This window comes from Bradyrhizobium sp. URHC0002 (assembly GCF_054059515.1).
In genome coordinates, this window is the sequence record NZ_JBSSCF010000001.1 from 6,132,521 (window position 1) to 6,156,997 (window position 24,477).

Genomic DNA, 24,477 nt, shown 5'->3' on the forward strand with positions numbered 1-24,477 from the left:
CGAGGGCCGGCTAAAAGCCCTCGGCCTGTTTGGGCGTCTTGCATCACAGCGATCCCAGATAACGGATCGCAGAGAGGCTCGGCAGGAACGTATAGGCGCCGCCCCGTGTGGTGACGAACTCGGGCAATCCGCGCAGCGGGATCGTGTCGCCGGATGCGAGCGGCAGGTCGAACCAGCTGGTGTGGGGATTGTTGGTGCCGGTGATCGGGTCGTTCGAGCCGGTGATGCGCGGATCCTGCAGGCCAAGGTTGAGCCAGTCGCAGGACATGGCCTCGAACTGCGCGCCGAGGCTGGCTCCGATGAAGTTGCCCAGGAGGCCTCGTTCCGGTTCGGTCTCGTCCCGCTTACGCTTCGCCGGATCATAGCTTGGTCCATAGGGCATGCCACGCCGTACAAGGCGCCGACTGTTGTTCGCTATCCGCTGTACGATATGCCCGCCGCGCGGGTTGCACCGCCGGATATGGGCCCCATAAGGGCAGCGCGAGTCGCCGACGTAGTCAAAATTCGCCTTGTTGACGTCGGGATCAGGTGCATCTGCCGACAGTGCCAGCGGCGTGCCATCGCGCCATCGGCCGCACAGATTGGCGGCGACGATCTCGCGCAAGGCGTCATGACGCGACGGGGGTGCCATTGAGAGAACCTGGCAGATTTTCACTTCAGCCCCGGGCGGCAGCAATTCGTCGACCTTCGGGTGCGTGAGCAAATAGGATGCCGCCTGATCGAGATACTCCTCGAAGCCGACCACGTCCTGCTTCAGCACGCGAAAGGCGTTGAAGGTGCCGTTGTGCCCCAGGATTTCGGGTTGAGGAACCCGCCACGTCAAACCTTCCAGGTTGGTCGGATGTCCCAGCAACACGGTACCGAGCGGGGCCATGGGTTGTCCGTCGGGATAGCGCTCCGGGTCGTGAACCCCCTCGAATCTCGGTTGCATGATGTTGTCGCGATACCCGAAGTGAACAAAGTCGTCCGCGAAATTATATCCCTGGCGTGTGCCGAGCAGCGTCAGGGCGTTTCGGTCGAGGGCGCGCTGCTGAACCTGGTCCAGTTGCTTGACATCTCCCGCGTAGATCGTTGCGATGAGATGGATCCGTTCGGGCTCATCGAAGGGCGATGGCCAGGTTTCCGGCGCGCTCCACCCCACATCTCCGAGCTTCAAGGCGCGTGCGGTCATGCCCTCGATGAATTCGTTGGGGAACATCTCAAGCGAAGAACTCGGCGTGCCGAGGGCGCGTAATCCCTCGTAGGTCAGGCCAATGTTGAAACAGGTGTCCGGCTTGGCTGCCCCCCAATTTCCTGTTGTGATCTGCGGAACGTCGTGGTCGCGGCCGGATATGCAGGCGGCGAGCCAGCGCCGTGCCGCAATGCGATCCGCGACTTCAAGGATGAGGTAGCGCACGTACGGCATCTTGGTGTAGCCACGCAAGATATTGCCCTGCAGATCAGCGAGGTCGAACATAGCGCTCACCAGCCTAACCCCAATTGTTTGCGAACCTGAGCCACTGAAAATCCGGGGTAAGCCCGGTAGCCATTGCCGAGCGAAACGTTCGCGTTGGCGCGAAGCTGCAGGATCAGTTTGCGCGGAAGGAGAGTCAGATCGTCATTGACCGGAAATACGGCGTTGTCTCCAATCAAGGCTTCCTGGTCTCGCAGAAAGTCGGTGGCGGTGTCCGGTACCTGGTACAGGTCGCGCTCGTGCACCCACTGGATGAATGCCTCGACATTCTTTTCGCAAGGGGTCACTTGTTCTCCGCCTTCGACAAGTTCGACCACGGCGTTGAACACGCTGCCGATCGTCGCGATGAAATCACGAATGTAATTGGTAAAATCCCCGTCATAGACGGAGAACATGCAGATGTTGTCGCCGACGATGACGAAGCGCGCGAAATGCACCGTGCCGACATTGTTCAATCCGGCGTAGATCGCATCCTTGTTTTGCGCGATCGCCAGCGCGGCCAGCGCTCGCCCGACCGGTGACTTGTTCTTGAGCGGCATGATCAGATTCATCATGCACTGGACGTTGTCACCGTGCCGAAACGACGGGTGGGGACCACCGGGCAGAGGCTTCACCGGCGTCAATCGCGCCCACAACGGCACCAGGATCCATGAGGCCACGAGCTCGAAGAAGCGAGTCTTGGGCAACCGGTCCACAAAGCGATCGATCCGCCCTTCGTCACTTGGGATTGGCATTGTCCGGCCTCCACGTGAAGGGACATCCACCGCGCATTTCGCGCGAGACTTCGTAGGCATTCCGGCGGGCCTCGAGGATCGGATCATTGGAGACTTCGATGCCGGGCGCGAGGCGACAGGGATTGAAACTGATGCGCTCGCCAGCCGCTTCCTGATCCGTGGGGACCTCGGTGAGTGTAAGAGTACCCATGGCGATCCGGATCCGTGTGCTTGGCCAGGGCTTCGTGGGATCGTCGAGCGCATCGCCCGCTTCGCCGATGGTCATCATCAGCATGAATCGGGCCGGCCACCGCTTCAGCCGGTCCTCGATTTCCTTGAACAGATATTTGTCGCGCGATACGTCCTCAGCAGCGATGTTGCGAACGCCGGCGACCGGCTGCCAGGAAAAGCGAACCGGGCGGCGAACGCCATTGGGGGCCGTCACCCAGAAGGTATGGACGGCGTGGTAGCTTGCGCGGGCATAGCTCTCCGGTGCGCCGATCGAAGCGACCTGGAATATGCCCAACTGGGAGAACCGGTGCCGGTCGGCATAACGGAGTGCTCCCGCGTCGACGCTCTGGGTTTCGTTCGGGTACGGGTTGCGGGGAGGTACCTTGAGCCGCAGATAATCTGCAATCTTTAGCAGCCAGTGTCGTCTTCGATATGGTTCGAGCTTCGCGACCTCAGCGAATTCAAAAAAGTCCGGGACATTGCGGACGAAAAATTCACCAAGCGTCGTCGCGATCAGGTCGCTTCCCGTCCCGTCCGGCAGGTGGAAGCGCACCGCCATGCCACGGACATCGGACCATCCGTCATGCTGCTCCAGGCCACCCAACCCGTTGGAGAACCTCGCCGACACGCGGATGGTCTGACCGTTGAAGTGCTCCGCGACGCAATAGGTGCGCGCCACGTCCGACGCTACGAACTCGCCCTTCACGCCTACGCCGATCGTGTGGACCGGCCTCTTCCCGGGGACAGGAGCCGGCAAATTGGCAATGATGACCTCGACGAGCCGCTTTGCTACTGCCACATCGACCATTGTCCCTCTCCATGATGGACGGACCGCTGAGGGTGCCGTTGGTGCGCCCGATGGGTTAGCGAAGTTGATCGAATTCAGCCTACACCCTTCGCGCGAACCTTACATTCGATCGCCGGCCGCATGTGTGATGTCGTTCACAAAGTTAGCCGAATGAAGCGCCGCACAACTCGAAATAGCAGGGTTCGACAGCCCCGATGGGGCTCGCGCGCACCGACAAAGTGATCGGCTGGGTGCGTGTCTTGTTGCGGTGCAAGACTCCGGATGTGGCCCAAAGGATGTGCCGATCCTCGCAGAATCAGCCCCCTGCTCCCGGAATGAAACAACGCCACTTGGGGGTCATACTTCCATCCATGGAGTAGGACGGCCACCACCAAACCATTGCGATGCCGCTGAGGTTCGGCTGATCGATCACGGCGGAATACGGCACGTCAAACCATTGTCCTGGTTCGTTTGGCCTGTGCGGATGCTTCAGTAAGACCCTGTACCCACCCTTTGCCATGTCCCACTCGGCCTCCGCGTGCTGGCCGTCTCCGGTGTCACAGCACGGCTCACCTACCTTGTTCTTGAGACTCTTGAACCACGCGTTGAGCTCTGGTCGGTTCGGGTCATGCGCATAGGCCGTGCCGAGCGCGAGAAAAGCAACCGCACTCACTCCGCCCATGAGCGCCACGATCAACCGGCAAGGGTGTGTCGGCCTGCGTCCACCGGGACTGGTCAACATCGTGATGTCTTTCTGCCCCAAAAGTGCTGACACTACAGCTCTCCTTCCAATGCCGGCATCAGAGACGGTGACAAACATTGCCGAAAACACGACGCTCAAGATTTTCAATGGCTCGTTGCCGGTTCGCACGGAGAACGCAAAAGATAGAAGCTTGGCTCTGAGGCTCAAAACCGAAAGGCTCCGTGCGGCGGCTCATGGCAGGCCAGACGCCGCAGGAGCGCGGCTTAGTGCGGCCGCTCGATCGCGACAACCGGTGAGAGCCGGGCTGAACCTATAGTCGCTCGCTCGCCGCTCATGGCAGTCTGCTGGTCGTTTACTCTTTGCCGCCGCGTCAAGACCGCGATCTGATGCGGAGAGGCTGGCATTTCGCTCAATGTGAGCGTGGCAACGGCTGATTGCTCTTGAACGTTGGCCGCCCCCAGCACCGCAACCTGGTGCCGCGAGATCGGAAAGCCCCTCGCCTCAAAGGTAGGAAGCTCCGCAGATCCTGCGCTGAAGCCGACTACCATCACCGGCGCGATGGCAGCAGCTATCCGGAATATTTTCCTCATGGCAATCTCCTCTTGATAGAGATATTTGCACCACGATTTCGAATTGACCCTCGTTTCAATTTTTCCGCGCGATCGGTGTGCGCCGCTTGCCCATGATCTGACACACCGTCATTCAGGGAAACAGAGCGAACTCCCTGCGACGTCTTGGGCAATTTGCCCGACGTCGAACCGGGCAGTATCGAGCGGCGGCTGAATGTTGTAGTCTGAAGAAAGCGTCACGGGTCCCCGCCATGCAGGAGACAAGGGCTCTTCGGCACCGACCGGTCTTCGATCTCAAATGGTCGCTCTTGAAGCAAGTAGCGGCCGTCGCGCTATTCTGTTTTCTTGGTGGAGCGGCTCTCTCCGTGCACCAGGCAGAAGAGGAGACGTTGAAGGCCAATCGGGCCGTAGCAGATACTGTTGGCAGGTATCTGGAAGCGCCGCTTTTGACCAACATCTTCGGTAACCGCATTAATCTGCAAGGGCGCTTTCGTCTGATGGATGCCTTTCTCGATCAGCTGATGAGCCCGGGTCAGTGCTTGCAGTTCAACGAACCCGAGAAGGATCCCATCTCCCGCTGTCTGGGTTTCCACGATCAGGTGGCCGAGGCACCGGCATGGTTTTCGGCTTTCTATCAGCGGGCAGCCGGCAGTCGGATGACTTACGAGCGTCCCGTCACGCACCGGGGTCTCGTACATGGCACGGTCGTCGTCAGCTCGAACCCGTCAGCCGTGACGGCGCGCGCCTGGTCTGAAATCTCGCGGATGCTCGGCCTCTCCGCCGCGACGATCGGCGCTCTGGGCATCTTGGTGTATTTTGTCGTCGAGCGCGCGCTGCGACCGACGAGAGATGTCGTTAGCGGCCTCAACCGGTTGGCCGCGGGCGATCTGAAGTGCCGGCTCCCGCCGTTCCGGCTTGCCGAGATGCAAAGGATAAGCGACGTCTTCAACGATCTGGCGAACACCCTGGAAGTCGCGACCGCCGAGCGTGCCGACCTTGCGCGACGTCTGGTGGAAGCCCGCGAGCAGGAAAGGCGTCACCTCGCACGGGTGCTTCATGACGAGCTGGCCCAGAACCTCAGCGCCATGAGTGCGACGGCAGCTTCGATCAAAATTACCGCCTCGACTGATTGTCCATCTCTCGTTCCCGAAGCTCAGGCCCTTACGGAAATTGCGGGCAATATCATGAAGGGGCTTCGCAGTACCGTGCAGGAGTTGAGACTGCAGGAGATCGACGATACCGGTCTGCTCGCGAGCCTTGAGGGATTAATCGCCGATCATAATCGCCTCGGTTGCGGGAAGACCCAATTCCTGCTTGAGGCGCACGGCGACGTGAACGAGCTACCCCTGGCGATTACCGGTCACATCTTTCATATCGTTCAGGAGGGTCTGACAAACGCATCGAAGCATGCGCAGGCGGCCAACGTGCGTGCCGTGGTGCGCATCGACCTTGCTCAAGGCGGTGAGCCACGGTCTGGCGCTGGCTTGGTCGAGGCGACCGTTGAGGATGATGGTGAGGGATTGGCGCACGAGATCAAGGGAGAGGCTGGGTTTTGGCCTTGGGCTGATCGGGATTCGCGAGAGAACGCTCGCGCTGGGCGGGGAGATGAGCGTTGTGTCGAGGCCGGAGAAGGGCCTCATCCTCAGCGTCACGATTCCTATTACGAATACCGCGGGTCCAGCATTATGAGGCCGCGAAGTATCAGTGTCATGCTTGTCGATGACCACGCGGTTGTGCGTGAGGGATACCATCGGCTTCTTGAAAAGCATGAAGGCATTACTGTCGTCGCCGAGGCCGCCGATGCGGCGGGCGCCTATCAAGCCTACAAGAGCAAACAGCCCGACGTTGTGGTGATGGACGTTTCATTGCCAGGTCGCGGAGGCATTGATGCCATTCGCCAGATACGTCAGTGGGATCCAGCGGCGCGCCTGCTGGTTTTCACCATGCACTTGAGCGCTACATTCGCTCTCCAGGCCTTCAGGGCCGGTGCAAAGGGCTTTGTCACAAAGAGTAGCCCGCCCGAGTTACTCGTTAGTGCGGTGCGCGACGTGGCTGCCGGCCGTGTTGCAATCTGCCCCGAGATCAGCGAGGCCATTGCACGGAGCCGATTACAGGAGGATGCAAGTGTCATTGACAGTCTTTCCCCTCGTGAATTCGAGATACTACGCATGTTACTCGATGGCCGGTCGGCCGAAGAGATAGCCGCCGCGTTCTATCTCAGCCCGAAGACGGTCTCGAACTATCACTACGCCATCAAATCGAAGCTCGGCGTTTCATCCGACGTTGAGCTCGTGCTTGTTGGGCTGCGAAACGGGCTAATAACCCTGGTGGAGGGACGCGAGCACCAGTAGTTCATGATCCGGCGATCGACCGCCACGACCGAAGCGCGCTTGTCTTGCGCACTCTTCTTGGGCGAGCCGCCTCGCCGAAATCACGCTTGCCAATTTCGAGCTCGCGCAGAGCCGGACACGCGTTGCGCGCGAGCGACGATACCGCCCGCGACCCCCACGCCCAGCACGTATACCCACCCTTCGTGAAAATCGAACAGGTGGGAATTGAGCAGCGAGCTGATGAAGTTCTGAACCACGATCACGAGGCCTATCCATGATGCAAAAAAGGATCCGCGAAACAGCTGCAGATGGAAGTACCACATCGCATAGAGCACGAGGCAACCCAGCACGCCCCACTGGATCGCGACGTAAAGCGTCTGGTTATGAGGGTTGCGGATGATGTTTGCCCATTCGCCGCTCTTGCCTTCGGCTTCGCGGCTGAAAAGCTGCTGGGTTGATCCGGTGCCGTGGCCAAAAACCGGCGCCTCGGAAATCGACCGGATGGAAACGCGCCAATACGCCAGTCGCAGGCCGTTCGAAGTCGCGGTACTGGTATCGCGATCCGCCTCCTTGTAGGCATTGGTATCGCGATCCACCTTGTAGTCCTGCACGGTGCGCACGACCCGGTCACGCAGATAGGGCGATGAGAGCAGAACTCCGAACTCGACGACTGCCGCAAACAGCAGAAAATAAATCGCATGTCTCCGGTTCAGATATTTGACGGCAAAGAGGATCAACAACACCGGCAGGTAGACGAATGCCGTGCGCGATGTCGCGACAAACCGCATGTCGAGGTAGAAACCCAACATGACGGCTGCGCAGGCGAAGGTCCACGCACGATGACCGTTGGCTGCGAATGACAGCAGCAGCGGCGCCATCACAAACAGGCACAACGCGAATTCGTGGCTTTGATCGATGTAGTTTCTGACGGGGACTCCAGCGAGCCCATTGGGCGAGGGTTTCCAGTCGGCGAAGTATGTCACCCATGACAATCCCATGAGCAGGACGCAGGCAGCCAGGAAAGCGAACAACACCCAATGCCCGCGCTCGGAGCGCTCGTAGTGATAGAGAAGAAGCGGAACGGCCAGCAGCTTTGCAACGGGCAGGAGGCCTTGAAATCCGACCGGCCAGCTGTCCGCGGTCCAGAGCAGGCCTGCACACGCCAGTGCGAAGAAGGCCAGCGGCAGGTAGCTGGCCGGTGCGTGCAGCGCCTCGAAAAACGCCGGCCAGCGGATCGTGGGAAGAACCGCGATCAACCACAGCACCATGAAAACGGAAACCGCCGTTGTGGACCATGGAAGCGACGCGGCGGCCAGCGCCGGGTAAAGATCGACGCAAAGAAGCCAGAACCGGGATTGCGGCCACGCGCCGATAAATGCCGGAATTCCCGGCCGTGCGACGGTGACGGTCAGTTCTGACATCGCACGCCTGCCATTCGAGAATGATCGGCAACAAAGAACTGCAGCGATGCCGGCGGACGCGTCCCCGGAGCGATCGGCTCGGCTTTCAAACAATCATCCGAGATACGCACGTACATACACCTTGCTTGACTAAACACTATCTAACCGTGCGCCTTCATCTCCCGGCACACCCCGCCTTCCGAAGGCTCCCAGTATCGTTGTGCGCAAACGGCATTTTGTTGAATAATTTCTGGCTGATTTGGGTCATCCCGCCTCCTGCGCAAAAAATATTCCGCCTTCCCTCCCCCCAAATCGGTGGCTTTTTCTGCGCCGTCCCATCTCGACAAGAGGGGCGGATCGCGCGTCGTCACGAACGCGGGACGGGATGCGATGGACGCGGCAGCGTCAGGCGCGAAGCGTGTTTGCAGGGCGGTTATCCGCGAGCGAACACGGCGCGCAACAGAGGCAGCAGTGATTGAATCGATAAGCCGCAGCGTACTGGATACCGTTAGTGCGACGAAAACTCTACCGCCGAAAGCTCTTGATCTCCGAAACGCTGCCGTCGCGGTACGTCAATTCCACCGAGACCGACCTGGTCTGCGGCGCGAGCTTCAAATACGGCGTCGCTTCGTGCGGAATCGCGCTGGGGTCCCGGGGATCGCACGGCGGCATCTTCAGCACCTTGTCGGGCACCGTAGAGTCGATGCCGACGCGCACTTCGCGGATGGCGCAGCGATACGACATCAGATGCGTGTAGTAGACCAGGAGACCGTTGAATTCGCGGAACGACAGCCAGCTTGTCGCGGTCATGTCGAGGATCTTGCGCTGGTCGCGGATCAAAGCGGCTTCCGGATCGAAGCGGATCGGGAACGGGCCCTGCAATTCGCCATTGGTGTCGACATAGCGCACCTGGATCATGGCCGCCGGCGCATCTGCCGGCAGTTCGACCGACGGGTTGGGCATCCGCTTGCGGGTCCGCGGGTCAAGCGTATCCATGAAGCCGGTCTCGCGGAAATCGCCGACCTCCCCCAGCCGCCAGGAAATGCCGAGTGTCGGATCGGCGATCGAGAACACCACCGTCCAGCCGCCATTGTGGCGCGAGAACATCGCGATCGGCGCGTTGACGGAATCGTTCTGCGGTTTGAGTTGCTGCACCGGCGGCAAGGCCGCCAGCTTTGGCAGCGCTTCGGCGGGCTTCACCGCGACCTCGGGCTGGGCTTTCGCCAGGCCGTTCAGGAACACGTCGTCAACCATCTGGTCGAAATAAACCGGGATCTGCTTGTGGCGGACGGTCTCCGCCATTTCGCTGACCAGACGCCGCGTGCGCTGCGCGACCTGAACGAGATTCGCGCCGGGCTGCGTCAGCTCCTTGGCGAAGGTGCGCGTGAACACCGAATTGGGATTGGCGTCGTCATTGGAGAGCCGGTCGAGCGCGGTCTGCCGCGGCCCGGCCGAGAAGATCGAGAACACGCCTTCCGGCAATTGCGTCATCGGCGCCAGCCCGCCGCGCCCGGCAATCGCACGCGTGCCGGCACGCTCGAACGGATTGTTGCGGCAGGCATCGAACACCAGGATGGCGGTCCGCACCTTGCGGTTCTGCAGCCGCTCGATGATGCGGTCGGCGAGGACCGAGGCGTCGCGCACCAGCTCTTCCTGGCCTTCGGTCGCCGCCGGCACGTCGGTCGGCAGCAGGAAATTCTGGCCGGCGATTTCAAAGCCATGGCCGGCGAAGAAAAAGAACGCGGTGTCGCCGGCCTCGACCGCATTGTCGAACGCGAGCAGCGTCTGGCTGAACGCCTGCCGGTTCTGGTTCTCCGCCACCATCACGGTGAAGCCGAGCTGCTTGAGCGTATCGCCCATGGTGCGGGCGTCGTTCACCGCCTTCTGCAGCTTGGGCACGTTCCGGTAGTCGTTGTTGCCGACCACCAGCGCAACGCGCTTTTCCGCGTGCGCGGGCACGGCGGATACCGCGAAGGCAGCAACCATTCCCACCGCCGCCAAAAATCTGGAAATCCAACGCCTCATCAAAGTTCCCCTGGCACGACCAATCCCGGCGCTGCGGCCGTTTCATGACGTAGTCGGCATGCCTACCGCAGCGGTTCAATCACCCGGCTCCCGTCGTCGCGCCGCATCAGTCAGGCGCGCCGGGCCACGACCTCCGTATCACGGATCGGCAACCGCCGGAAAAGGCCGAACAGCCCTCTCCTGGCGGCCGAATACGCTCAATTTCAGAAAGATTTCAGAAGTTTTCACCCCTCGTTTCAGGACGGGCTGAGCGACCTCTGGGAAAAGCGAGTCCACGCGTTCTTACGCAGGCAGAGGTGTCTTTCGCTATGCACGGCAAGCACGAACTCGATTGTGATCCGGGATCAGCGGCTGTCGGCTCACCTCCCGCCGCTGACGGCCTTGACCTGCCGGCCCGCGGTTTAGCCTGCCATGACGTCGTCCGGGAGGCATCAGGCGATCGCGGATGGGCCTCCCTCGTGGAAGCCAGCTCCGCCGACTTCAAGGAGGCGGTGGAGGATGGTGATACGGCGAGATCAACGTCGCTGGTCAATGCGCTGGCCGAGCTGGCGCTGATCGAGCGCGGCATGATCGCGGCAGGAAGCCGACGCGGGCTACGGGCATTGCGCGTGGCCCGGCTGTCGTTGGCGCGCCGGTCGATCACGCGCCTTTTGTCGCGAGCGAGCCTCTCGCCCGCGATGGTCGCCGACCTGCTTGGGGTTTCGGTCCGCCACATGCACATGCTGTTCGAGGGCACAGGCCAGAGCTTCGCCCAGACCGTGACCGCACAGCGCATCCGCCTAAGCGGCCGGTTGCTCCGTGAAGCACCGGGGCGGCCAATCGCCGAGGTCGCCCGCGCCTGTGGATTCGAGAGTCTGGCGACGTTCTATCGGGTCTTTCATGCGATCGAGGGGATGCCCCCGGGCGCGTTCAGGGCGCGCGACGCTCAATCGGCGGCGCTTCAGTCTCCCGTCACCGCCCACCCAGCATCGACTCACTTGACCGCCAAATGACGGTTTTCGCCGTTATTTGTGCGAGAACATTAAGCTTTTTCGGGGATTTGGCCGTTCCCAGATTGACTTTGGCCATTTCGCCCCTATGTTCGCGCTCAACGCGGCCTTGGATCGAAACGCGATTCTCTAGGTTAGCCGCTCGTCTGCGTAAGTCAGAGCCCCCAGCTTTTCAAAAGCGCGCCGTTTCGGGGCAAAACGCGACAGCCTTTTTACCCTCGATTCCGAACGGCGGTGTCGACTAGAGGCTCAATGTCTTTTTCCCATCTCGGCCTGTCCGATAAGGTTCTCGCCGCTGTAGCGGCCACCGGTTACACGACCCCTACCCCCATCCAGGAACAGGCGATCCCCCACGTTCTGGCGCGCCGCGACGTTCTCGGCATTGCCCAGACCGGCACCGGCAAGACCGCTGCCTTCGTCCTGCCCATGCTCACCATGCTGGAAAAGGGCCGCGCCCGGGCACGAATGCCCCGCACCCTGATCCTCGAGCCGACCCGCGAACTCGCGGCCCAGGTCAAAGAGAATTTCGATAAATACGGCATCGGCCAGAAACTCAACGTCGCGCTCCTGATCGGCGGCGTCTCGTTCGGCGACCAGGACACCAAACTGACCCGCGGCGTCGACGTCCTGATCGCGACCCCCGGCCGCCTGCTCGACCACACCGAACGCGGCGGTCTCTTGCTCACCGGCGTCGAATTGCTGGTCATCGACGAAGCCGACCGCATGCTGGACATGGGCTTCATCCCCGACATCGAACGCGTCTGCAAGCTGGTGCCGTTCACGCGGCAGACATTGTTCTTCACCGCGACGATGCCGCCGGAAATCAGCCGCATCTCCGAAGCCTTCCTGCATAATCCCGAGCGGATCGAAGTCTCGAAGCCGGCGACCACTGCAGTGGGCGTGTCGCAATTCCAGGTCCCCTCCGGACGCGAGGTACACGAGAAGCGCGAGATCCTGCGCCGCCTGCTGCGCGACGCCAAGGATCTTCAGAACGCGATCATCTTCTGCAACCGCAAGCGCGAAGTCGCCGTCGTCTACAAATCGCTGCAGAAGCACGGCTTCAGCGTCGGCGCGCTGCATGGCGACATGGATCAATCGGCGCGTACTGCCGCACTTGATCAATTCCGCAAGGGCGAGATCCCGTTGCTGGTGGCCTCCGACGTCGCGGCCCGCGGCCTCGACATTCCCGCCGTCAGCCACGTCTTCAATTTCGATGTGCCGCATCATGCCGACGACTATGTACATCGCGTCGGCCGTACCGGCCGCGCTGGCCGCGCTGGCACCGCGATTTCAATCGTCACCTCGCTCGACAACAAATCGATCGCCGCGATCGAACGGCTGATCGGGAAAAACATTCCCCCCGCCGAAGGCGACTATGCCGTGAGTTCGGATTCGTCCGGCGAGACCGATCAGCCGCGCGAACATCGCTCACGCGAGGGTTCCCGGGAAGGTTCGCGCGGCGGCCGCAAGCCGCGGCGTGAGCGCGAGCCGCGAGCCGCGAGGGGCAACGATGGCAGCGAACGCGAGCCGCGCGCCGCCAAAGGTATTGATAAGAGCGCTGATAAGCGCAGCGACAGGAGCGGCGACCGCGAACCGCGGCATGCCAAGGGCGCCGGCCGCAACGCCGGCCCGCACCCGCAAGCAGCGGCTGCGCCCTTCACACCGCCCGCCCCTGCACAGTCCTCGCGCGTGCCTTCGATCGGTCGCCCCGAACCGCGCCGCGCCCAGCGCGACGCTGAATCGGAGCCCGCCGATCACTCGCATCTTCCGGCGTTCCTGCTGCGGCCGGTTCGCGCCCGCGTCTGAACGAAGCCTGCACGACCCAACGGCCGGAACATTTACCGGCCGTTCATTCTCCTCCATTAACCTGCCGCAGATAATTTATTCATTGCGGCACGGCAACGAGCGGCGCTGCTCGATATTGGGGACGGATCAGTGGTCAAGCTGCTGGACGAACACGAACGCACTTTGGCGTTTGCCGAAGTCGCCCTGGGCCAGATCAAATCCCTCCGACAGACCGCCGTCCCGCGCAATTACGAGATCTGGTACGTCTACGCGACCGGATACAACGCTCCCCTCAACAAGATCATCAACGAGACGCTGGCGCGCAACGGCAGAATGAGCGAGTCCGATCTCGAACAGATCTACGAAACCTATCTCTCGCACATCAAGGCTTCCGACCGCATCGACAAGGTCGGCGCGCGCGTGATCGGCGAAATCGACGACGTGATGACCCTGATCACGGATGCGCTCGGCATGTCGCAGAGCTACGACGCCAAGCTGACCGGCGCGAACGAGAAGCTCAGGAATGCAAAGAACCGCGATCAGATCAAGGCAGTCGTCGACGGCCTGATGAAATCGACCCGCGAAATGCAAGAGACCAATAAGGCGCTGGAAAACCGGCTGACGCTGTCGAAGACCGAGATCAGTAATCTTCAGCACAGCCTTGAGGCGATCCGTGCCGAGAGCCTGACCGATCCGCTGACGGGATTGGGCAACCGCAAATATTTCGACCGCTCGTTCGACATGGCGGTTCGGGCGGCGCTGGCGAGCGGTGAGCCGTTGTCGCTCCTGATGTTCGACATCGATCATTTCAAGTCGTTCAACGATTCCTACGGCCATCTCACCGGCGATCAGGTGCTGCGGCTGGTTGCGCTGTCGCTGAAGCAGACCATCAAGGGCCAGGACATCACCGCCCGCTATGGCGGCGAGGAATTTGCGGTGGTGCTGCCCAACACGGCGCTGCGTCAAGCCCTGACGGTCGCCGACCACATTCGCCGCGCCGTGATGGCGAAGGAATTGAAGAAGAAATCGACAGGCGAAATTCTCGGCCGCGTCACCATCTCCGTCGGCGTCTCCATGCTGAAGCCGGACGATGATACGGATTCGCTGATCGAGCGCGCCGACGCCTGCCTCTACGCCGCCAAGCGTAACGGCCGCAACCGCGTGATCTGCGAAGTCGATCCGGAATACGCCGCCGAGACCCGCAGCCAGGTGGCTTAAGCCTTCCGTTTCTTCGCCGCCTTACGACTAGCCGCCGGCTTGCGCGCAGCCTTCTTAGCAACCTTCGACTTCGCTGCCTTACGCGGCTTTGGTCGCTTGCGTAGAGCCGCGCGTTGCGCAGCGGCCAGCGCGGTCCTCGCCCAATCGGCCAGTTCTTCGGAATCGTCAAACAGGCGCGCGGGCAGTTGCCAGTACGAGTTCACCGTGACCGTCTTGGTCCGTGTCTGATACTGAAACGGCTGCGATCCCTCCGCTTCAAATTGCGGAATGGTCTGGTCGTCGGCGCGGAAATACAGACCGGCGCGCAGCGCGAGTGCGAAGTTGGTGCCGTCGGCGGAGATGCCGTAGCCCGAAAACATCTTGCGGATGGTGATCGGGCCGAAATCGGCGAACAGGTCAATCAGGAAATCGCGGTCCACTGCGGCAGCCCCCGTCTACATCCCTCATGGTGAGGAGGCGCGTCAGCGCCGTCTCGAACCATGAGAGCCCCGAACGTCGCCCGCGGCCATCCTTCGAGACGCGCGCGATGCGCGCTCCTCAGGATGAGGTCTGTGCGCTTGGCCCGATCTTAAACCTTCGCCGGCGTCAGTTGCACCGATTCGCCGCAACCGCAGGCGGAGACCTGGTTCGGATTGTTGAAGATGAACTGGGCCTGCATCTTGTCGGCCTTGTAGTCCATCTCGGTGCCGAGAAGGAATAGGACCGCCTTGGGATCGACCAGGATCTTCACGCCCCGGTCCTCGACCACTTCGTCGGTCGGCCGGACCTCATGGGCATATTCCACCGTGTAGGACTGCCCGGCGCAGCCGCCGTTCTTGATCCCGACGCGAAGCCCAACGATCTCGGAATCGGCGCGCTTGGTCAGCTCCGTAATCCGCTGGGCGGCCGCCTCGGTCAGTTTCATGACCTGCGGGCGCGGCCGCGGCTTCGGCTTGGAAGACTGGACGGTGGTATCCATTGCAGTCGATCTCCGGCGTCGCTTGTGGCGACGAACTATCTTGCCATTAAAATAACAACGAAATTCCCCCTGTGAAGGTCTCTCGTCACTAACTCGATCAGAACCCGTCGAAACGAACCGTCAATTTCCTAGTAAATCGCCCAAATTCCCGGTGTCGCCAATTCCAGCAGGTGATTGTCCGGGTCGCGGAAGTAGATACTCTTCCCGCCGCGCGGCCAATCTGTCCTGCCTTCGATCGCGACATCGTGCTCACCCAGCGACTTTTCCCATGCCGGCAGTTCGGCCGCCGCAATGGCAAAGGCCATATGAACAGGGCCGCTGCCGTCATGCGGCGGAATGGTGCCGCCGGGGAGCTGGATCGGCTCGGGTGTCGAACCGCGGAGAAAGATCAGCAATACGCTGCGGCCACCGACATTGTAGGCAAGAAATCGCGAGTCGGCCGTCAGCGGCACAAGCCCGAGCACCTTCTCGTAAAATGCGCGGGCGCGGTCGAGGTCATCAACGTAAAGCGCGGTCTCGATGACACCGGATAATTTCGGCAACGGATCCCTTCACCACATATTGAGGACGAGGCGCGCCTCGTCCGACATCCGATCCGGCGTCCAGGCCGGGTCCCACACCAGGTTCACATTGACGACACCGACGCCCGGAACGCTGGCAACCGCGTTCTCCACCATGGTCGGCAATTCACCAGCCGCCGGACAGTTCGGCGTGGTCAGCGTCATCGTCACGTCGACGCCGCGGTCGTCCTTGAGGTCGACCTTGTAGATCAGGCCGAGCTCGTAGATGTCGGCCGGGATTTCCGGATCGAATACCGTCTTTAGCGCGGCGACGATTTCGGTCCCGAGCCGCTCGGTCTCCTCCGGCGGCAGCGCCGACTGGGTTTCCATGTTGGCGGTTTTGACTTCGGCCGTATCACTCATGAGAACAATTCCCGCGCCTTGATCAGCGCCTGTGCCAGATGGTCGACTTCTTCACGGGTATTATACATTCCAAACGACGCGCGGCAGGTGGCTGTGACATTGAACCGCTCTAAAAGCGGCATCACGCAATGGGTGCCGGCGCGCACCGCAATCCCCTGCCGGTCGATCACGGTCGCGACGTCATGGGCGTGGGCGCCCTTCATTTCGAAGGAAATCACCGGTCCCTTGCCGCGCGCGGTGCCGATCAGGCGCAGCGAGTTGATTTCGCGCAGGCGCTCCTGGGCGTAGGTCAGGAGATCGTGCTCGTGGGCGGCGATGCGCTCCTTGCCGATCGAATTGACGTAGTCGATGGCAGCGCCCAGCCCGATCGATTCCACGATCGCCGGGGTGCCGGCCTCGAACTTGTGCGGCGGGTCGCCATAGGTGACCCAGTCGCGGGCGACTTCGCGGATCATCTCACCGCCACCGTTGAAGGGACGCATCGCGACCAGGTGCTCATGCTTGGCATAGAGCACGCCGATGCCAGTCGGGCCGTACAGCTTGTGGCCGGTGAAGACGTAGAAGTCGGCGTCGATATCCTGCACGTCGATCGCCAGATGCACGGCGGCCTGGCTGCCGTCGACCAGCACCGGGATGCCGCGGGCGTGCGCCAGCTGCACCACGTCCTTGACCGGCACGATGGTGCCGAGCGCGTTCGACATCTGCGTGACCGCGACCAGCTTGGTGCGATCGGTGAGAAGCTTCTCGAACTCCTCGATCAGGAAATTGCCTTCGTCATCGACCGGCGCCCATTTGATCACGGCGCCATGGCGCTCGCGCAAGAAGTGCCAGGGCACGATGTTCGAGTGATGCTCCATGATGGAGATCACGATTTCGTCGCCCGCCTTGATGTTGGGCTCGCCCCAGGACGACGCCACGAGGTTGATGGCCTCGGTGGCGTTGCGGGTGAAGATGACCTCTTCGGTACGCGCGGCGTTGAGGAATTTTGCCACCTTGGCGCGGCCGCCCTCATACGCCTCGGTCGCGGCATTGGCGAGGTAATGCAGGCCGCGATGCACGTTGGCGTATTCGCTTCTGTAGGCTTCCGTCATGCGGTCGAGCACGGCGGTCGGCTTCTGCGCGGAAGCGGCGTTGTCGAGATAGACCAGCGGTTTGCCGTAAACCTTCATCGCCAGCGCGGGGAAATCTTCCCGCACGCGGGCGACGTCATATGCACCGTTGGAAACCGCCGGATGCATCGTCATCCCCTTGGTCATCCCCTTGCCTCCAGCCAACGCTGCGCGGCTGCAATCGCGAGTTCGCGCAGATCATCGTTGACGATCGATTCAATCGCCTCGCCCACGAAGGCCTGGATCAGCAGCGCCTGGGCTTCCTTCTCGGAAAGGCCACGGGCACGCAGGTAGAACAGCAGGCTGTCGTCGAGCGCGCCGGTGGTGGCGCCATGGCCGCAGGTGACGTCGTCGGCGAAGATTTCGAGCTCCGGTTTGTTGTCGGCCTCGGCCTCGTCGGACAGCAGCAGCGCCCGCGTCATCATCTTGGCGTCGGTCTTCTGCGCGTGGGGGCGCACGATGATGCGGCCCTGGAACACCGAATGGGCGCGATCGTCGGCGACGGCGCGGAACACCTCGCGGCTAGCGCAATGCGGCACCGCGTGGTCCATGAACAGCGTGGTGTCGGCGTGCTGGCGGCCATTGAGCAGATTGACGCCGTTGGTCTCGACCCGGGAGCCCTCGCCGGCGAAAGCAATCGTCGCCTGATAGCGGCTGACGGCAGCGCCCGAGGTCATGCCAAAAGTGTTGAAATGCGCATGCGCGCCCAGCGTAATTACGGCGGAGGAGATATTGACGGCCTCACGGCTATCCTCGACCAGTCGAACATGGTCGAGCCGCGAATTGTCACCAATCGCGATGACCAGCGAGTCGTGGGCTTGATAAGTCTTCGCGCCATCAGCCGCGATGTAGCTTTCGACCAGCGTCACGCCGGCATCCTTGCCGAGCCGCAGCAGCGAGCGGGTGAACATCGCCGCGGGCGTGGCACCACCCGCAACATGAATGATTTGCAGCGGCTGCTTCAGCACGACGCCGTTGGCGATCTCGATCACCACACCATCGGTCATCATGGCGCTGTTGAGCGCCACCAACGGATTGGCGTTGTCGGGCGCGAGCAACTGCGACTGCAGCGTGGCGTCGCCGGTCTCCAGCACTTCGCGCAGGGTGCGGATGGTCAATCCCTTCTCGAGCCCATCCAGTTCGGAGAGTTTTGGTGCGAACACGCCATCCACCAGCACCAGCCGGCGCACGTCCTTGATCGCCTGCAGCTTCACGGCCGCAGCGGCCCGTGTCAGCGCGGCAGCATCCGGCGCAGCTGCTAGCGGCAGCACTTCGCGCATCAGCGCGCGCAGATCGGTGTATTTCCAGTCTTCGAGCCGGCGGTGCGGCAGGCCCACACGGTCATAGGCTTCGAAGGCGGCACTTCGCGCCTCGGCGACCAAGCCGGTGCCCGGCAGCCGGTCGCGCGCGATGGCAAAGCTGTCGCTCAGCGCGCGTCCGGTCTCGTTCTTTGCCAAAGCTAAATTCATCACAAATCCGTTCGCGATCAGGCTGCGTCTTCGAACTGGGCGTAGCCGGAAGCCTCGAGCTCCAGCGCCAGATCCTTGCCGCCGCTTTTGACGACCCGGCCCTTCGACATCACGTGCACGAAATCAGGCACGATGTAGTTGAGAAGCCGTTGGTAGTGCGTGATGACCACCATCGCACGGTCCGGCGAACGCAGCGCGTTGACGCCATCGGCCGCGACGCGGAGCGCATCAATGTCGAGGCCGGAATCCATTTCATCGAGAATGCAAACGGCCGGCTCGAACAGCGCCATCTGCAAGATCTCGTTGCGCTTCTTCTCGCCGCCCGAAAACCCGACATTGACGCCGCGGCGCAGCATGTCCTGCGGGATGTTCAGCGACTTCGCGACCTCGCGCACCTTCTTCAGAAAGTCCGGCGTCGAATATTCACTCTCGCCGCGCGCCTTGCGCTGGGCATTCAGCGCGGTGCGCAGGAACGTCATGGTCGCGACGCCCGGAATCTCGACCGGATACTGGAACGCCAGGAACACGCCCTTGGCGGCGCGCTCGTCCGGCGCCATCTCCAGCAGGTCTTCGCCCTTGAAGAGGATTTCGCCGCCGGTGACTTCGTAGCCTGGCTTGCCGGCGATGACGTGGCTCAGCGTCGATTTGCCGGAGCCGTTCGGCCCCATGATCGCGTGCACCTCGCCCGGGTTTACCGTGAGCGTCAGTCCGTGAAGGATCTCGCGATCCTCGACGCGAACCTTCAGATCTTTCACTTCAAGCAATGACATTTCGTTTTTCCGTTTTTTGCGTCTCGTCCTGAGGAGCGCCGGCAGGCGCGTCTCGAAGAACGTGGCCAACAATCTTTCCTCTCATCCTTCGAGACGGCCGCTGTGCGGCCTCCTCAGAATGAGGCCTATCCAACCGAACCTTCGAGCGAGATCGAGATCAGCTTCTGCGCCTCAACTGCAAACTCCATCGGCAGTTGCTGCAGCACGTCCTTCACGAAACCATTGACCACGAGGCCGACGGCTTCTTCCTGGCTCAGCCCGCGCTGCACGCAGTAGAACAGCACGTCCTCGGAGATTTTCGAGGTCGTCGCCTCGTGCTCGAAGGTCGCGGACGAGTTCTTCGCCTCGACATAGGGCACCGTGTGCGCGCCGCACTTGTCGCCGATCAGGAGCGAGTCGCAGGCGGTGAAGTTGCGCGCGCCGGTCGCCTTGCGGTGCGCGGTGACGAGGCCGCGATAGGTGTTCTGCGAGACGCCCGCCGCGATGCCCTTGGAGATGATCCGGCTCGTCGTGTTCTTGCCGAGATGGATCATCTTGGTGCCGCTATCGACCTGCTGGTGACCGTTCGAGATCGCGATCGAATAGAACTCGCCGCGTGAATTGTCGCCGCGCAGGATGCAGCTCGGATATTTCCAGGTGATCGCCGACCCCGTCTCGACCTGGGTCCAGGAGATTTTTGAATTGTTGCCGCGGCAGTCGCCACGCTTGGTGACGAAATTGTAGATGCCGCCGACGCCTTCTGAATTGCCGGGGTACCAGTTCTGCACCGTCGAGTACTTGATCTCGGCATCGTCGAGCGTGACGAGTTCGACGACTGCGGCGTGCAACTGGTTCTCGTCGCGCTGCGGAGCGGTGCAGCCTTCGAGGTAGCTGACGTAAGCGCCCTTGTCGGCGATGATCAGCGTGCGCTCGAACTGGCCGGTGTTGCGCTCGTTGATGCGGAAATAGGTCGACAGCTCCATCGGGCAGCGTACGCCCGGCGGCACGTAGACGAACGAGCCGTCGGAGAACACCGCCGAGTTCAGCGTCGCGAAGTAATTATCCGAGGTCGGCACGACCGTGCCGAGATACTTCTTCACCAGTTCGGGATGCTCGCGGATGGCTTCCGAGATCGGCATGAAGATCACGCCGGCCGCCTTCAATTCCTTCTGGAACGTGGTGGCCACCGAAACCGAATCGAACACGGCGTCGACCGCGATCTTGCGCTCGCCTGCCGGCTTGACGACGCCTTCCAGCACCTCGACTTCACGCAGGGGGATGCCGAGTTTCTCATAGGTCTTGAGGATTTCCGGATCGATCTCGTCCAGCGAGCCGATCTGCTTCTTCGGCTTCGGCGCCGAGTAGTAATAGAGATCCTGGTAGTCGATCTTCGGATAGTTGACGCGGGCCCAGGTCGGCTCGGTCATGGTCAGCCAGCGGCGATAGGCCTCCAGACGCCATTCCAGCATCCAGGCCGGCTCGTTCTTTTTCGCAGAAATGAAGCGGACGGTGTCTTCCGATAGACCCTTGGGGGCCTTGTCGGACTCGATCAGCGTCTCAAACCCATATCGATACTGGTCGACGTCGATGCGCTTCACGCGCTCGACCGTCTCTTGTACGGCTGGCATTCCATCCTCCGCTCGCGGTTTCAAGGACCGCGGTGGAACAATTCCAAATCAGTGACGATGCGTTCCGGCGAAACATACTTAGAACGTTTCAAGCCGTGTTTCGTCGCCCTCTAAGTAAGGCATCGGCGAGCTTTCGCCAAGCCTGAAGGGCCAAATCAATGCCCGCCTCAGAGGTAGACCAGCCCAGACTGAGCCGCACCGCTCCCTGCGCCAGTTCCCCGCCAACCCCCATGGCGGCCAGGACGTGCGAGGGCTGAACCTTGCCGGACGAGCAGGCGGACCCCGAGGATACCGCAATACCGCCCAGATCGAAGCCAATTACGGCCGTTTCGGCCTTGAGCCCGGGAACCGTGAACAGGGTGGTGTTGGGCAGGCGCGGCACGTCCTCGGAGAACACGATCATATCAGGAGTTTGCTTCAGGCCTGCCTCAAGGCGGTCCCTCAAGCCCCGCAGCCGGGCGGCATCGCCCTCCAGGGCGGCCATGGCGGCCCGCACGGCAGCGCCAAACGCCGCGATCCCTGCGACATTCTCGGTGCCGGCCCGGCGGCCCAGCTCCTGACCCCCGCCGCGCAGCAGCGGCTCCAGCCCCTGTACGTCCTCGGCCAGAACCAGTGCGCCGACGCCTTTGGGACCGCCGATCTTGTGCGCAGAAAGCGTAACCAGATCGGCCTTCATCGATTTCAAATCAAACGGTATTTTTCCCAGCGCCTGGATTGCATCGACGTGCAGCAGCCCGCCTGCTTCATGCACGATGTCAGCGACTTCGCCGACCGGTTGAAGCGCGCCGGTCTCGTTATTGGCCAGCATGACCGAGACAAGCGCCGGCTGCCCATCGGCAACAAGCCTCCGCAGATGGTCGCGGTCGATCAGGCCGGATCCGGTGACCTGGATGGTCCCGACCGCCTCCGGCGAGAAACGCCCCCCCGACAGCACCGACGTGTGCTCGATGGCCGAGACCAACAGCCGACGGACCGGTTCGCCCGCGCCCCGTCGTAGCCCCGGCGTCAGCGCCAGCGCGTTTGCCTCGGTGCCACCCGACGTAAACGCCACATCCTGCGGACGGGCGCCGACCGCCGCCGCGATGGCGGCACGCGCGTCCTCGACCAGCCGGCGCGCCTGACGCCCTTCGGCGTGGACCGAGGACGGATTGCCGGCCACCTCCCAGGCAGCCGCCATCGCCTGCCGGGCCTCAGGGCGAAGCGGCGTCGTCGCATTCCAGTCGAGATAGACCCGGTCAGGCATTTCAGTACAATATTACCTATATCGGCAGAGCAGCTCCAGCGAGCGTCGGCCTCACGCCGGCGCAAGATGCCTTATCGCAATTGGGGATCGCGCCGTCTCTTACAATCAAAGCCTAACGCCTTGAACTGCCTTCCAGATGTTCAAGATGCTTGCTTTTTGCCCCTCGCCTCATGCTAGAACGCCGCCACCAGTTTCACGGGAGCGCCGTTTGCGCACCACCCAACGACGCCTGATCGCATTCCTTCTCCACCTGATCACGGCCGTTGCCAAGGAACACTTCCAAGGATCATGAATGCCTGAAGTCATTTTCACCGGCCCTGCGGGCCGCCTCGAAGGCCGTTATCACCCGGCCAAGCAGAAGAACGCGCCGATCGCGATGATCCTGCATCCGCACCCGCAGTTTCACGGCACGATGAATCACCAGATCGTCTACCAGTGCTACTACGCGTTTGCGCATCGCGGCTTCTCGGTGCTGCGATTCAATTTTCGTGGCGTCGGCCGCAGCCAGGGTTCGTTCGATCACGGCACCGGCGAATTGTCGGATGCGGCTTCCGCGCTCGACTGGGCACAGACCATCAATCCCGAAGCGCGCGCCTGCTGGGTTGCCGGCTTCTCGTTCGGCGCCTGGATCGGCATGCAGCTCCTGATGCGCCGGCCCGAAGTCGAAGGCTTCATCTCGATCGCGCCGCCCGCCAATCTCTACGACTTCTCCTTCCTCGCGCCCTGCCCGTCCTCGGGCCTGATCGTGCATGGCGAGAAGGACGCGGTGGTGCCGCCGAAAGACGTCAACACGCTGGTCGAGAAGCTGAAGACGCAAAAGGGCATCGTGATCGACCAGCAGATCATCCCCGGCGCCAACCACTTCTTCGACGGCAAGCTGGAGCCGCTGATGGAGACGGTGACCGGCTATCTCGACATGCGGCTGGCGAACGTCCGCTAGCATTGTCGATGCTCTGTAGGGTGGGTTAGGCGAAGCCGTAACCCACCGATGTTCACGAAGACGGCGGATTGCGCCTCGCAAATCCGCCCTACGCTCTAAGGACCTACGCCGGCGCGAACTTCAGCGCCGCGATCCCGATCAGCACAAGCACGATGCCTGCGATCTTCATCGGGCTCAGCGCCTCACCGAACAGCAAGACGCCCATGGTCAAGGTGCCGACCGCACCGATGCCGGTCCACACCGTGTAGGCAACGCCGATTTCCAGCACCTGCAGCGCGCGCCCAAGCAGGAAAACGAACGCCGCCAGCAAGACCAGCGAGACGATGCTCCAGCCGAGGCGCGTGTAGCCGTCGGCGTATTTCATCGAAATCGCCCAGCCAACGTCGAGAAGGCCGGCGGTGACGAGCGCGACCCAGGCGATCTGCGGCGACATCGCGGTGCCTAGGCTGCGAGTTTCAGCATGTGCGCGTCATGGCGCACCAGGAACGCGTGCAGCAATTGCGGATAGTCGGGCCCGACCGCCGTGCGCACGCTCGGCCGCTGCGCCAACGCCTTTCGCCATGCGCGCACCTTCGGCGTATCGGCAAACACCGAAAGATCGATCAATTCATCGAACACGTCGAAGTAACGGAAGATCGGCGCGAACACCGCGTCCACCAGGCTGAAATCCGCGGCCACAAAGAACGGTCCCGCGCCGAGCGTCTTTTCGACCTGCGCGAACTTCGCGGCAACGGCCTTCCGCTTGGTTTCAAAGACCGCGGGATCGCCCGTCGTCTCCAGGCCCCAGAGCTCGCTCAGAATTGCGGAGCCGAACTCCATCCAGGCGCGGTGCTGCGCGCGCTGCAGCGTATCCAGCGGATGCAGTCTTGCGCCGCCTTGCGTATCCTCGATGTACTCGCAAATAACGTTGCTCTCGAACAGCGCCGCTTCGCCGTCCGCGGTCTCGACCAGCAGCACCGGCACCTTGCCGAGCGGCGAAATCTTCAAAAACCAGTCCGGCTTGTTCGCGAGATCGATATCGATCCGCTCGAACGGAACGCCCTTTTCGGTGAGCGCGATGACGGCGCGCTGCACATAGGGGCAAAGCTTGTGGCTGATCAGTTTCAATTTGGCGGGCATGGTATCCTCCAATTAATGCATCTGCATCTATTTAGATGCAAGTGCATCAATCTGTCAACCGGCCGCCGACCCTGGCCGAACAACAAGGCGTGTACGCGCCGTCCCTCCCCGGGGTGCGCGCGGCCCGGGCCGCCGC

At 62.0% G+C, this 24,477-nt stretch carries 22 protein-coding genes and 1 pseudogene; 6 read left to right on the forward strand and 17 right to left on the reverse strand.

Annotated features, from left to right (window positions below; translation table 11 throughout):
* Positions 1-43: 43 nt before the first annotated feature.
* The 4 genes from ACVWVY_RS29995 to ACVWVY_RS30010 all read right to left on the reverse strand — a co-directional run bounded on the left by ACVWVY_RS29995 (position 44) and on the right by ACVWVY_RS30010 (position 3,959).
* Entirely contained in the window at positions 44-1,456 is a 1,413-nt protein-coding gene (locus ACVWVY_RS29995) for a Dyp-type peroxidase (RefSeq protein WP_456629757.1), read from the reverse strand.
* A gap of 5 nt (positions 1,457-1,461) precedes the next feature.
* Positions 1,462-2,187 (reverse strand): hypothetical protein, encoded by a 726-nt coding sequence (locus ACVWVY_RS30000; RefSeq protein WP_456629758.1) that lies wholly within the window; start codon positions 2,185-2,187, stop codon positions 1,462-1,464.
* Positions 2,171-3,205 carry a catalase gene (locus ACVWVY_RS30005; RefSeq protein ID WP_456629759.1) on the reverse strand — a complete coding sequence of 345 codons (1,035 nt, stop codon included), beginning with the start codon at positions 3,203-3,205 and terminating at the stop codon, positions 2,171-2,173. The genes ACVWVY_RS30000 and ACVWVY_RS30005 overlap by 17 nt, the downstream gene beginning before the upstream one ends.
* Positions 3,206-3,500: 295 nt before the next feature.
* The gene (locus ACVWVY_RS30010; RefSeq protein ID WP_456629760.1) at positions 3,501-3,959 is read right to left on the reverse strand and encodes a hypothetical protein; all 459 of its coding nucleotides are present in this window, start codon (positions 3,957-3,959) and stop codon (positions 3,501-3,503) included.
* A 1,261-nt stretch (positions 3,960-5,220) separates the two neighbouring features.
* Between ACVWVY_RS30010 and ACVWVY_RS30015 the strand changes: the two are divergent.
* Together ACVWVY_RS30015 and ACVWVY_RS30020 are read left to right on the forward strand one after the other, a co-directional pair.
* Positions 5,221-5,664 (forward strand): annotated as a pseudogene (locus ACVWVY_RS30015) (histidine kinase); the annotation flags it as partial.
* Between the two features lie 477 nt (positions 5,665-6,141).
* Positions 6,142-6,807 carry a response regulator gene (locus ACVWVY_RS30020; protein ID WP_456632340.1) on the forward strand — a complete coding sequence of 222 codons (666 nt, stop codon included), beginning with the start codon at positions 6,142-6,144 and terminating at the stop codon, positions 6,805-6,807.
* Between the two features lie 80 nt (positions 6,808-6,887).
* On the opposite strand, the gene ACVWVY_RS30025 is transcribed toward ACVWVY_RS30020, so the two are convergent.
* Complete coding sequence (locus ACVWVY_RS30025) at positions 6,888-8,207, reverse strand: O-antigen ligase family protein (protein ID WP_456629761.1); 1,320 nt, start codon at positions 8,205-8,207, stop codon at positions 6,888-6,890.
* A gap of 504 nt (positions 8,208-8,711) precedes the next feature.
* On the reverse strand, positions 8,712-10,211 hold the full coding sequence (locus ACVWVY_RS30030) for a caspase family protein (RefSeq protein ID WP_456629762.1): 1,500 nt from the start codon (positions 10,209-10,211) through the stop codon (positions 8,712-8,714).
* Between the two features lie 308 nt (positions 10,212-10,519).
* Here ACVWVY_RS30030 and ACVWVY_RS30035 point away from each other — a divergent pair, with 308 nt between their 5' ends.
* The 3 genes from ACVWVY_RS30035 to ACVWVY_RS30045 all read left to right on the forward strand — a co-directional run bounded on the left by ACVWVY_RS30035 (position 10,520) and on the right by ACVWVY_RS30045 (position 14,203).
* A complete protein-coding gene (locus ACVWVY_RS30035; RefSeq protein WP_456629763.1) occupies positions 10,520-11,203 on the forward strand; it encodes a helix-turn-helix domain-containing protein in 684 nt (227 codons plus the stop codon).
* A 249-nt stretch (positions 11,204-11,452) separates the two neighbouring features.
* Positions 11,453-13,006, forward strand: coding sequence for a DEAD/DEAH box helicase (locus ACVWVY_RS30040; RefSeq protein WP_456629764.1), 1,554 nt, complete (start codon positions 11,453-11,455; stop codon positions 13,004-13,006).
* A 129-nt stretch (positions 13,007-13,135) separates the two neighbouring features.
* Positions 13,136-14,203: a GGDEF domain-containing protein gene (locus ACVWVY_RS30045; RefSeq protein ID WP_456629765.1), complete on the forward strand. Its 1,068-nt coding sequence runs from the start codon at positions 13,136-13,138 to the stop codon at positions 14,201-14,203.
* Here the strand turns inward: ACVWVY_RS30045 and ACVWVY_RS30050 are convergent.
* From ACVWVY_RS30050 to ACVWVY_RS30090, 9 genes are all read right to left on the reverse strand, one after another.
* Entirely contained in the window at positions 14,200-14,622 is a 423-nt protein-coding gene (locus tag ACVWVY_RS30050; RefSeq protein WP_456629766.1) for a TfoX/Sxy family protein, read from the reverse strand. The genes ACVWVY_RS30045 and ACVWVY_RS30050 overlap by 4 nt on opposite strands.
* Positions 14,623-14,771: 149 nt before the next feature.
* Positions 14,772-15,161 (reverse strand): HesB/IscA family protein, encoded by a 390-nt coding sequence (locus ACVWVY_RS30055; RefSeq protein ID WP_456629767.1) that lies wholly within the window; start codon positions 15,159-15,161, stop codon positions 14,772-14,774.
* A 128-nt stretch (positions 15,162-15,289) separates the two neighbouring features.
* Positions 15,290-15,703: a VOC family protein gene (locus ACVWVY_RS30060; protein ID WP_456629768.1), complete on the reverse strand. Its 414-nt coding sequence runs from the start codon at positions 15,701-15,703 to the stop codon at positions 15,290-15,292.
* A 9-nt stretch (positions 15,704-15,712) separates the two neighbouring features.
* Positions 15,713-16,084 (reverse strand): SUF system Fe-S cluster assembly protein, encoded by a 372-nt coding sequence (locus ACVWVY_RS30065; protein ID WP_025589839.1) that lies wholly within the window; start codon positions 16,082-16,084, stop codon positions 15,713-15,715.
* Positions 16,081-17,328, reverse strand: a complete 1,248-nt coding sequence (locus ACVWVY_RS30070) for a cysteine desulfurase (RefSeq protein ID WP_456632341.1) — start codon at positions 17,326-17,328, stop codon at positions 16,081-16,083. The genes ACVWVY_RS30065 and ACVWVY_RS30070 overlap by 4 nt, the downstream gene beginning before the upstream one ends.
* 8 nt (positions 17,329-17,336) lie before the next feature.
* Complete coding sequence (gene sufD, locus ACVWVY_RS30075) at positions 17,337-18,662, reverse strand: Fe-S cluster assembly protein SufD (protein WP_456629769.1); 1,326 nt, start codon at positions 18,660-18,662, stop codon at positions 17,337-17,339.
* Between the two features lie 17 nt (positions 18,663-18,679).
* Positions 18,680-19,432: a Fe-S cluster assembly ATPase SufC gene (gene sufC, locus ACVWVY_RS30080; RefSeq protein WP_456629770.1), complete on the reverse strand. Its 753-nt coding sequence runs from the start codon at positions 19,430-19,432 to the stop codon at positions 18,680-18,682.
* 125 nt (positions 19,433-19,557) lie between these two features.
* Positions 19,558-21,039, reverse strand: a complete 1,482-nt coding sequence (gene sufB, locus ACVWVY_RS30085) for a Fe-S cluster assembly protein SufB (protein ID WP_456629771.1) — start codon at positions 21,037-21,039, stop codon at positions 19,558-19,560.
* A gap of 88 nt (positions 21,040-21,127) precedes the next feature.
* Complete coding sequence (locus ACVWVY_RS30090; protein ID WP_456629772.1) at positions 21,128-22,282, reverse strand: cysteine desulfurase family protein; 1,155 nt, start codon at positions 22,280-22,282, stop codon at positions 21,128-21,130.
* Between the two features lie 292 nt (positions 22,283-22,574).
* Here ACVWVY_RS30090 and ACVWVY_RS30095 point away from each other — a divergent pair, with 292 nt between their 5' ends.
* Positions 22,575-23,222, forward strand: a complete 648-nt coding sequence (locus ACVWVY_RS30095) for an alpha/beta hydrolase (RefSeq protein ID WP_025589847.1) — start codon at positions 22,575-22,577, stop codon at positions 23,220-23,222.
* Between the two features lie 103 nt (positions 23,223-23,325).
* Here the strand turns inward: ACVWVY_RS30095 and ACVWVY_RS30100 are convergent, their stop codons facing one another.
* A complete protein-coding gene (locus ACVWVY_RS30100; protein WP_456629773.1) occupies positions 23,326-23,655 on the reverse strand; it encodes a DMT family transporter in 330 nt (109 codons plus the stop codon).
* Between the two features lie 8 nt (positions 23,656-23,663).
* A complete protein-coding gene (locus tag ACVWVY_RS30105; protein WP_456629774.1) occupies positions 23,664-24,341 on the reverse strand; it encodes a glutathione S-transferase family protein in 678 nt (225 codons plus the stop codon).
* Between the last annotated feature and the right edge of the window lie 136 nt (positions 24,342-24,477).

What these genes read in the sequence shown, in the direction of transcription:
- sufD (WP_456629769.1), bottom strand. Translation starts at nt 18,662, where the DNA reads ATGAATTTAGCTTTGGCAAAGAACGAGACCGGACGCGCGCTGAGCGAC.
- ACVWVY_RS30000 (WP_456629758.1), bottom strand. Translation starts at nt 2,187, where the DNA reads ATGCCAATCCCAAGTGACGAAGGGCGGATCGATCGCTTTGTGGACCGG.
- ACVWVY_RS30055 (WP_456629767.1), bottom strand. Translation starts at nt 15,161, where the DNA reads ATGGATACCACCGTCCAGTCTTCCAAGCCGAAGCCGCGGCCGCGCCCG.
- ACVWVY_RS30070 (WP_456632341.1), bottom strand. Translation starts at nt 17,328, where the DNA reads ATGACGATGCATCCGGCGGTTTCCAACGGTGCATATGACGTCGCCCGC.
- ACVWVY_RS30105 (WP_456629774.1), bottom strand. Translation starts at nt 24,341, where the DNA reads ATGCCCGCCAAATTGAAACTGATCAGCCACAAGCTTTGCCCCTATGTG.
- ACVWVY_RS30030 (WP_456629762.1), bottom strand. Translation starts at nt 10,211, where the DNA reads ATGAGGCGTTGGATTTCCAGATTTTTGGCGGCGGTGGGAATGGTTGCT.
- ACVWVY_RS30065 (WP_025589839.1), bottom strand. Translation starts at nt 16,084, where the DNA reads ATGAGTGATACGGCCGAAGTCAAAACCGCCAACATGGAAACCCAGTCG.
- ACVWVY_RS30100 (WP_456629773.1), bottom strand. Translation starts at nt 23,655, where the DNA reads ATGTCGCCGCAGATCGCCTGGGTCGCGCTCGTCACCGCCGGCCTTCTC.
- ACVWVY_RS30005 (WP_456629759.1), bottom strand. Translation starts at nt 3,205, where the DNA reads ATGGTCGATGTGGCAGTAGCAAAGCGGCTCGTCGAGGTCATCATTGCC.
- sufB (WP_456629771.1), bottom strand. Translation starts at nt 21,039, where the DNA reads ATGCCAGCCGTACAAGAGACGGTCGAGCGCGTGAAGCGCATCGACGTC.
- ACVWVY_RS29995 (WP_456629757.1), bottom strand. Translation starts at nt 1,456, where the DNA reads ATGTTCGACCTCGCTGATCTGCAGGGCAATATCTTGCGTGGCTACACC.
- ACVWVY_RS30095 (WP_025589847.1), top strand. Translation starts at nt 22,575, where the DNA reads ATGCCTGAAGTCATTTTCACCGGCCCTGCGGGCCGCCTCGAAGGCCGT.
- ACVWVY_RS30090 (WP_456629772.1), bottom strand. Translation starts at nt 22,282, where the DNA reads ATGCCTGACCGGGTCTATCTCGACTGGAATGCGACGACGCCGCTTCGC.
- sufC (WP_456629770.1), bottom strand. Translation starts at nt 19,432, where the DNA reads ATGTCATTGCTTGAAGTGAAAGATCTGAAGGTTCGCGTCGAGGATCGC.
- ACVWVY_RS30025 (WP_456629761.1), bottom strand. Translation starts at nt 8,207, where the DNA reads ATGTCAGAACTGACCGTCACCGTCGCACGGCCGGGAATTCCGGCATTT.
- ACVWVY_RS30020 (WP_456632340.1), top strand. Translation starts at nt 6,142, where the DNA reads ATGAGGCCGCGAAGTATCAGTGTCATGCTTGTCGATGACCACGCGGTT.
- ACVWVY_RS30040 (WP_456629764.1), top strand. Translation starts at nt 11,453, where the DNA reads ATGTCTTTTTCCCATCTCGGCCTGTCCGATAAGGTTCTCGCCGCTGTA.
- ACVWVY_RS30035 (WP_456629763.1), top strand. Translation starts at nt 10,520, where the DNA reads ATGCACGGCAAGCACGAACTCGATTGTGATCCGGGATCAGCGGCTGTC.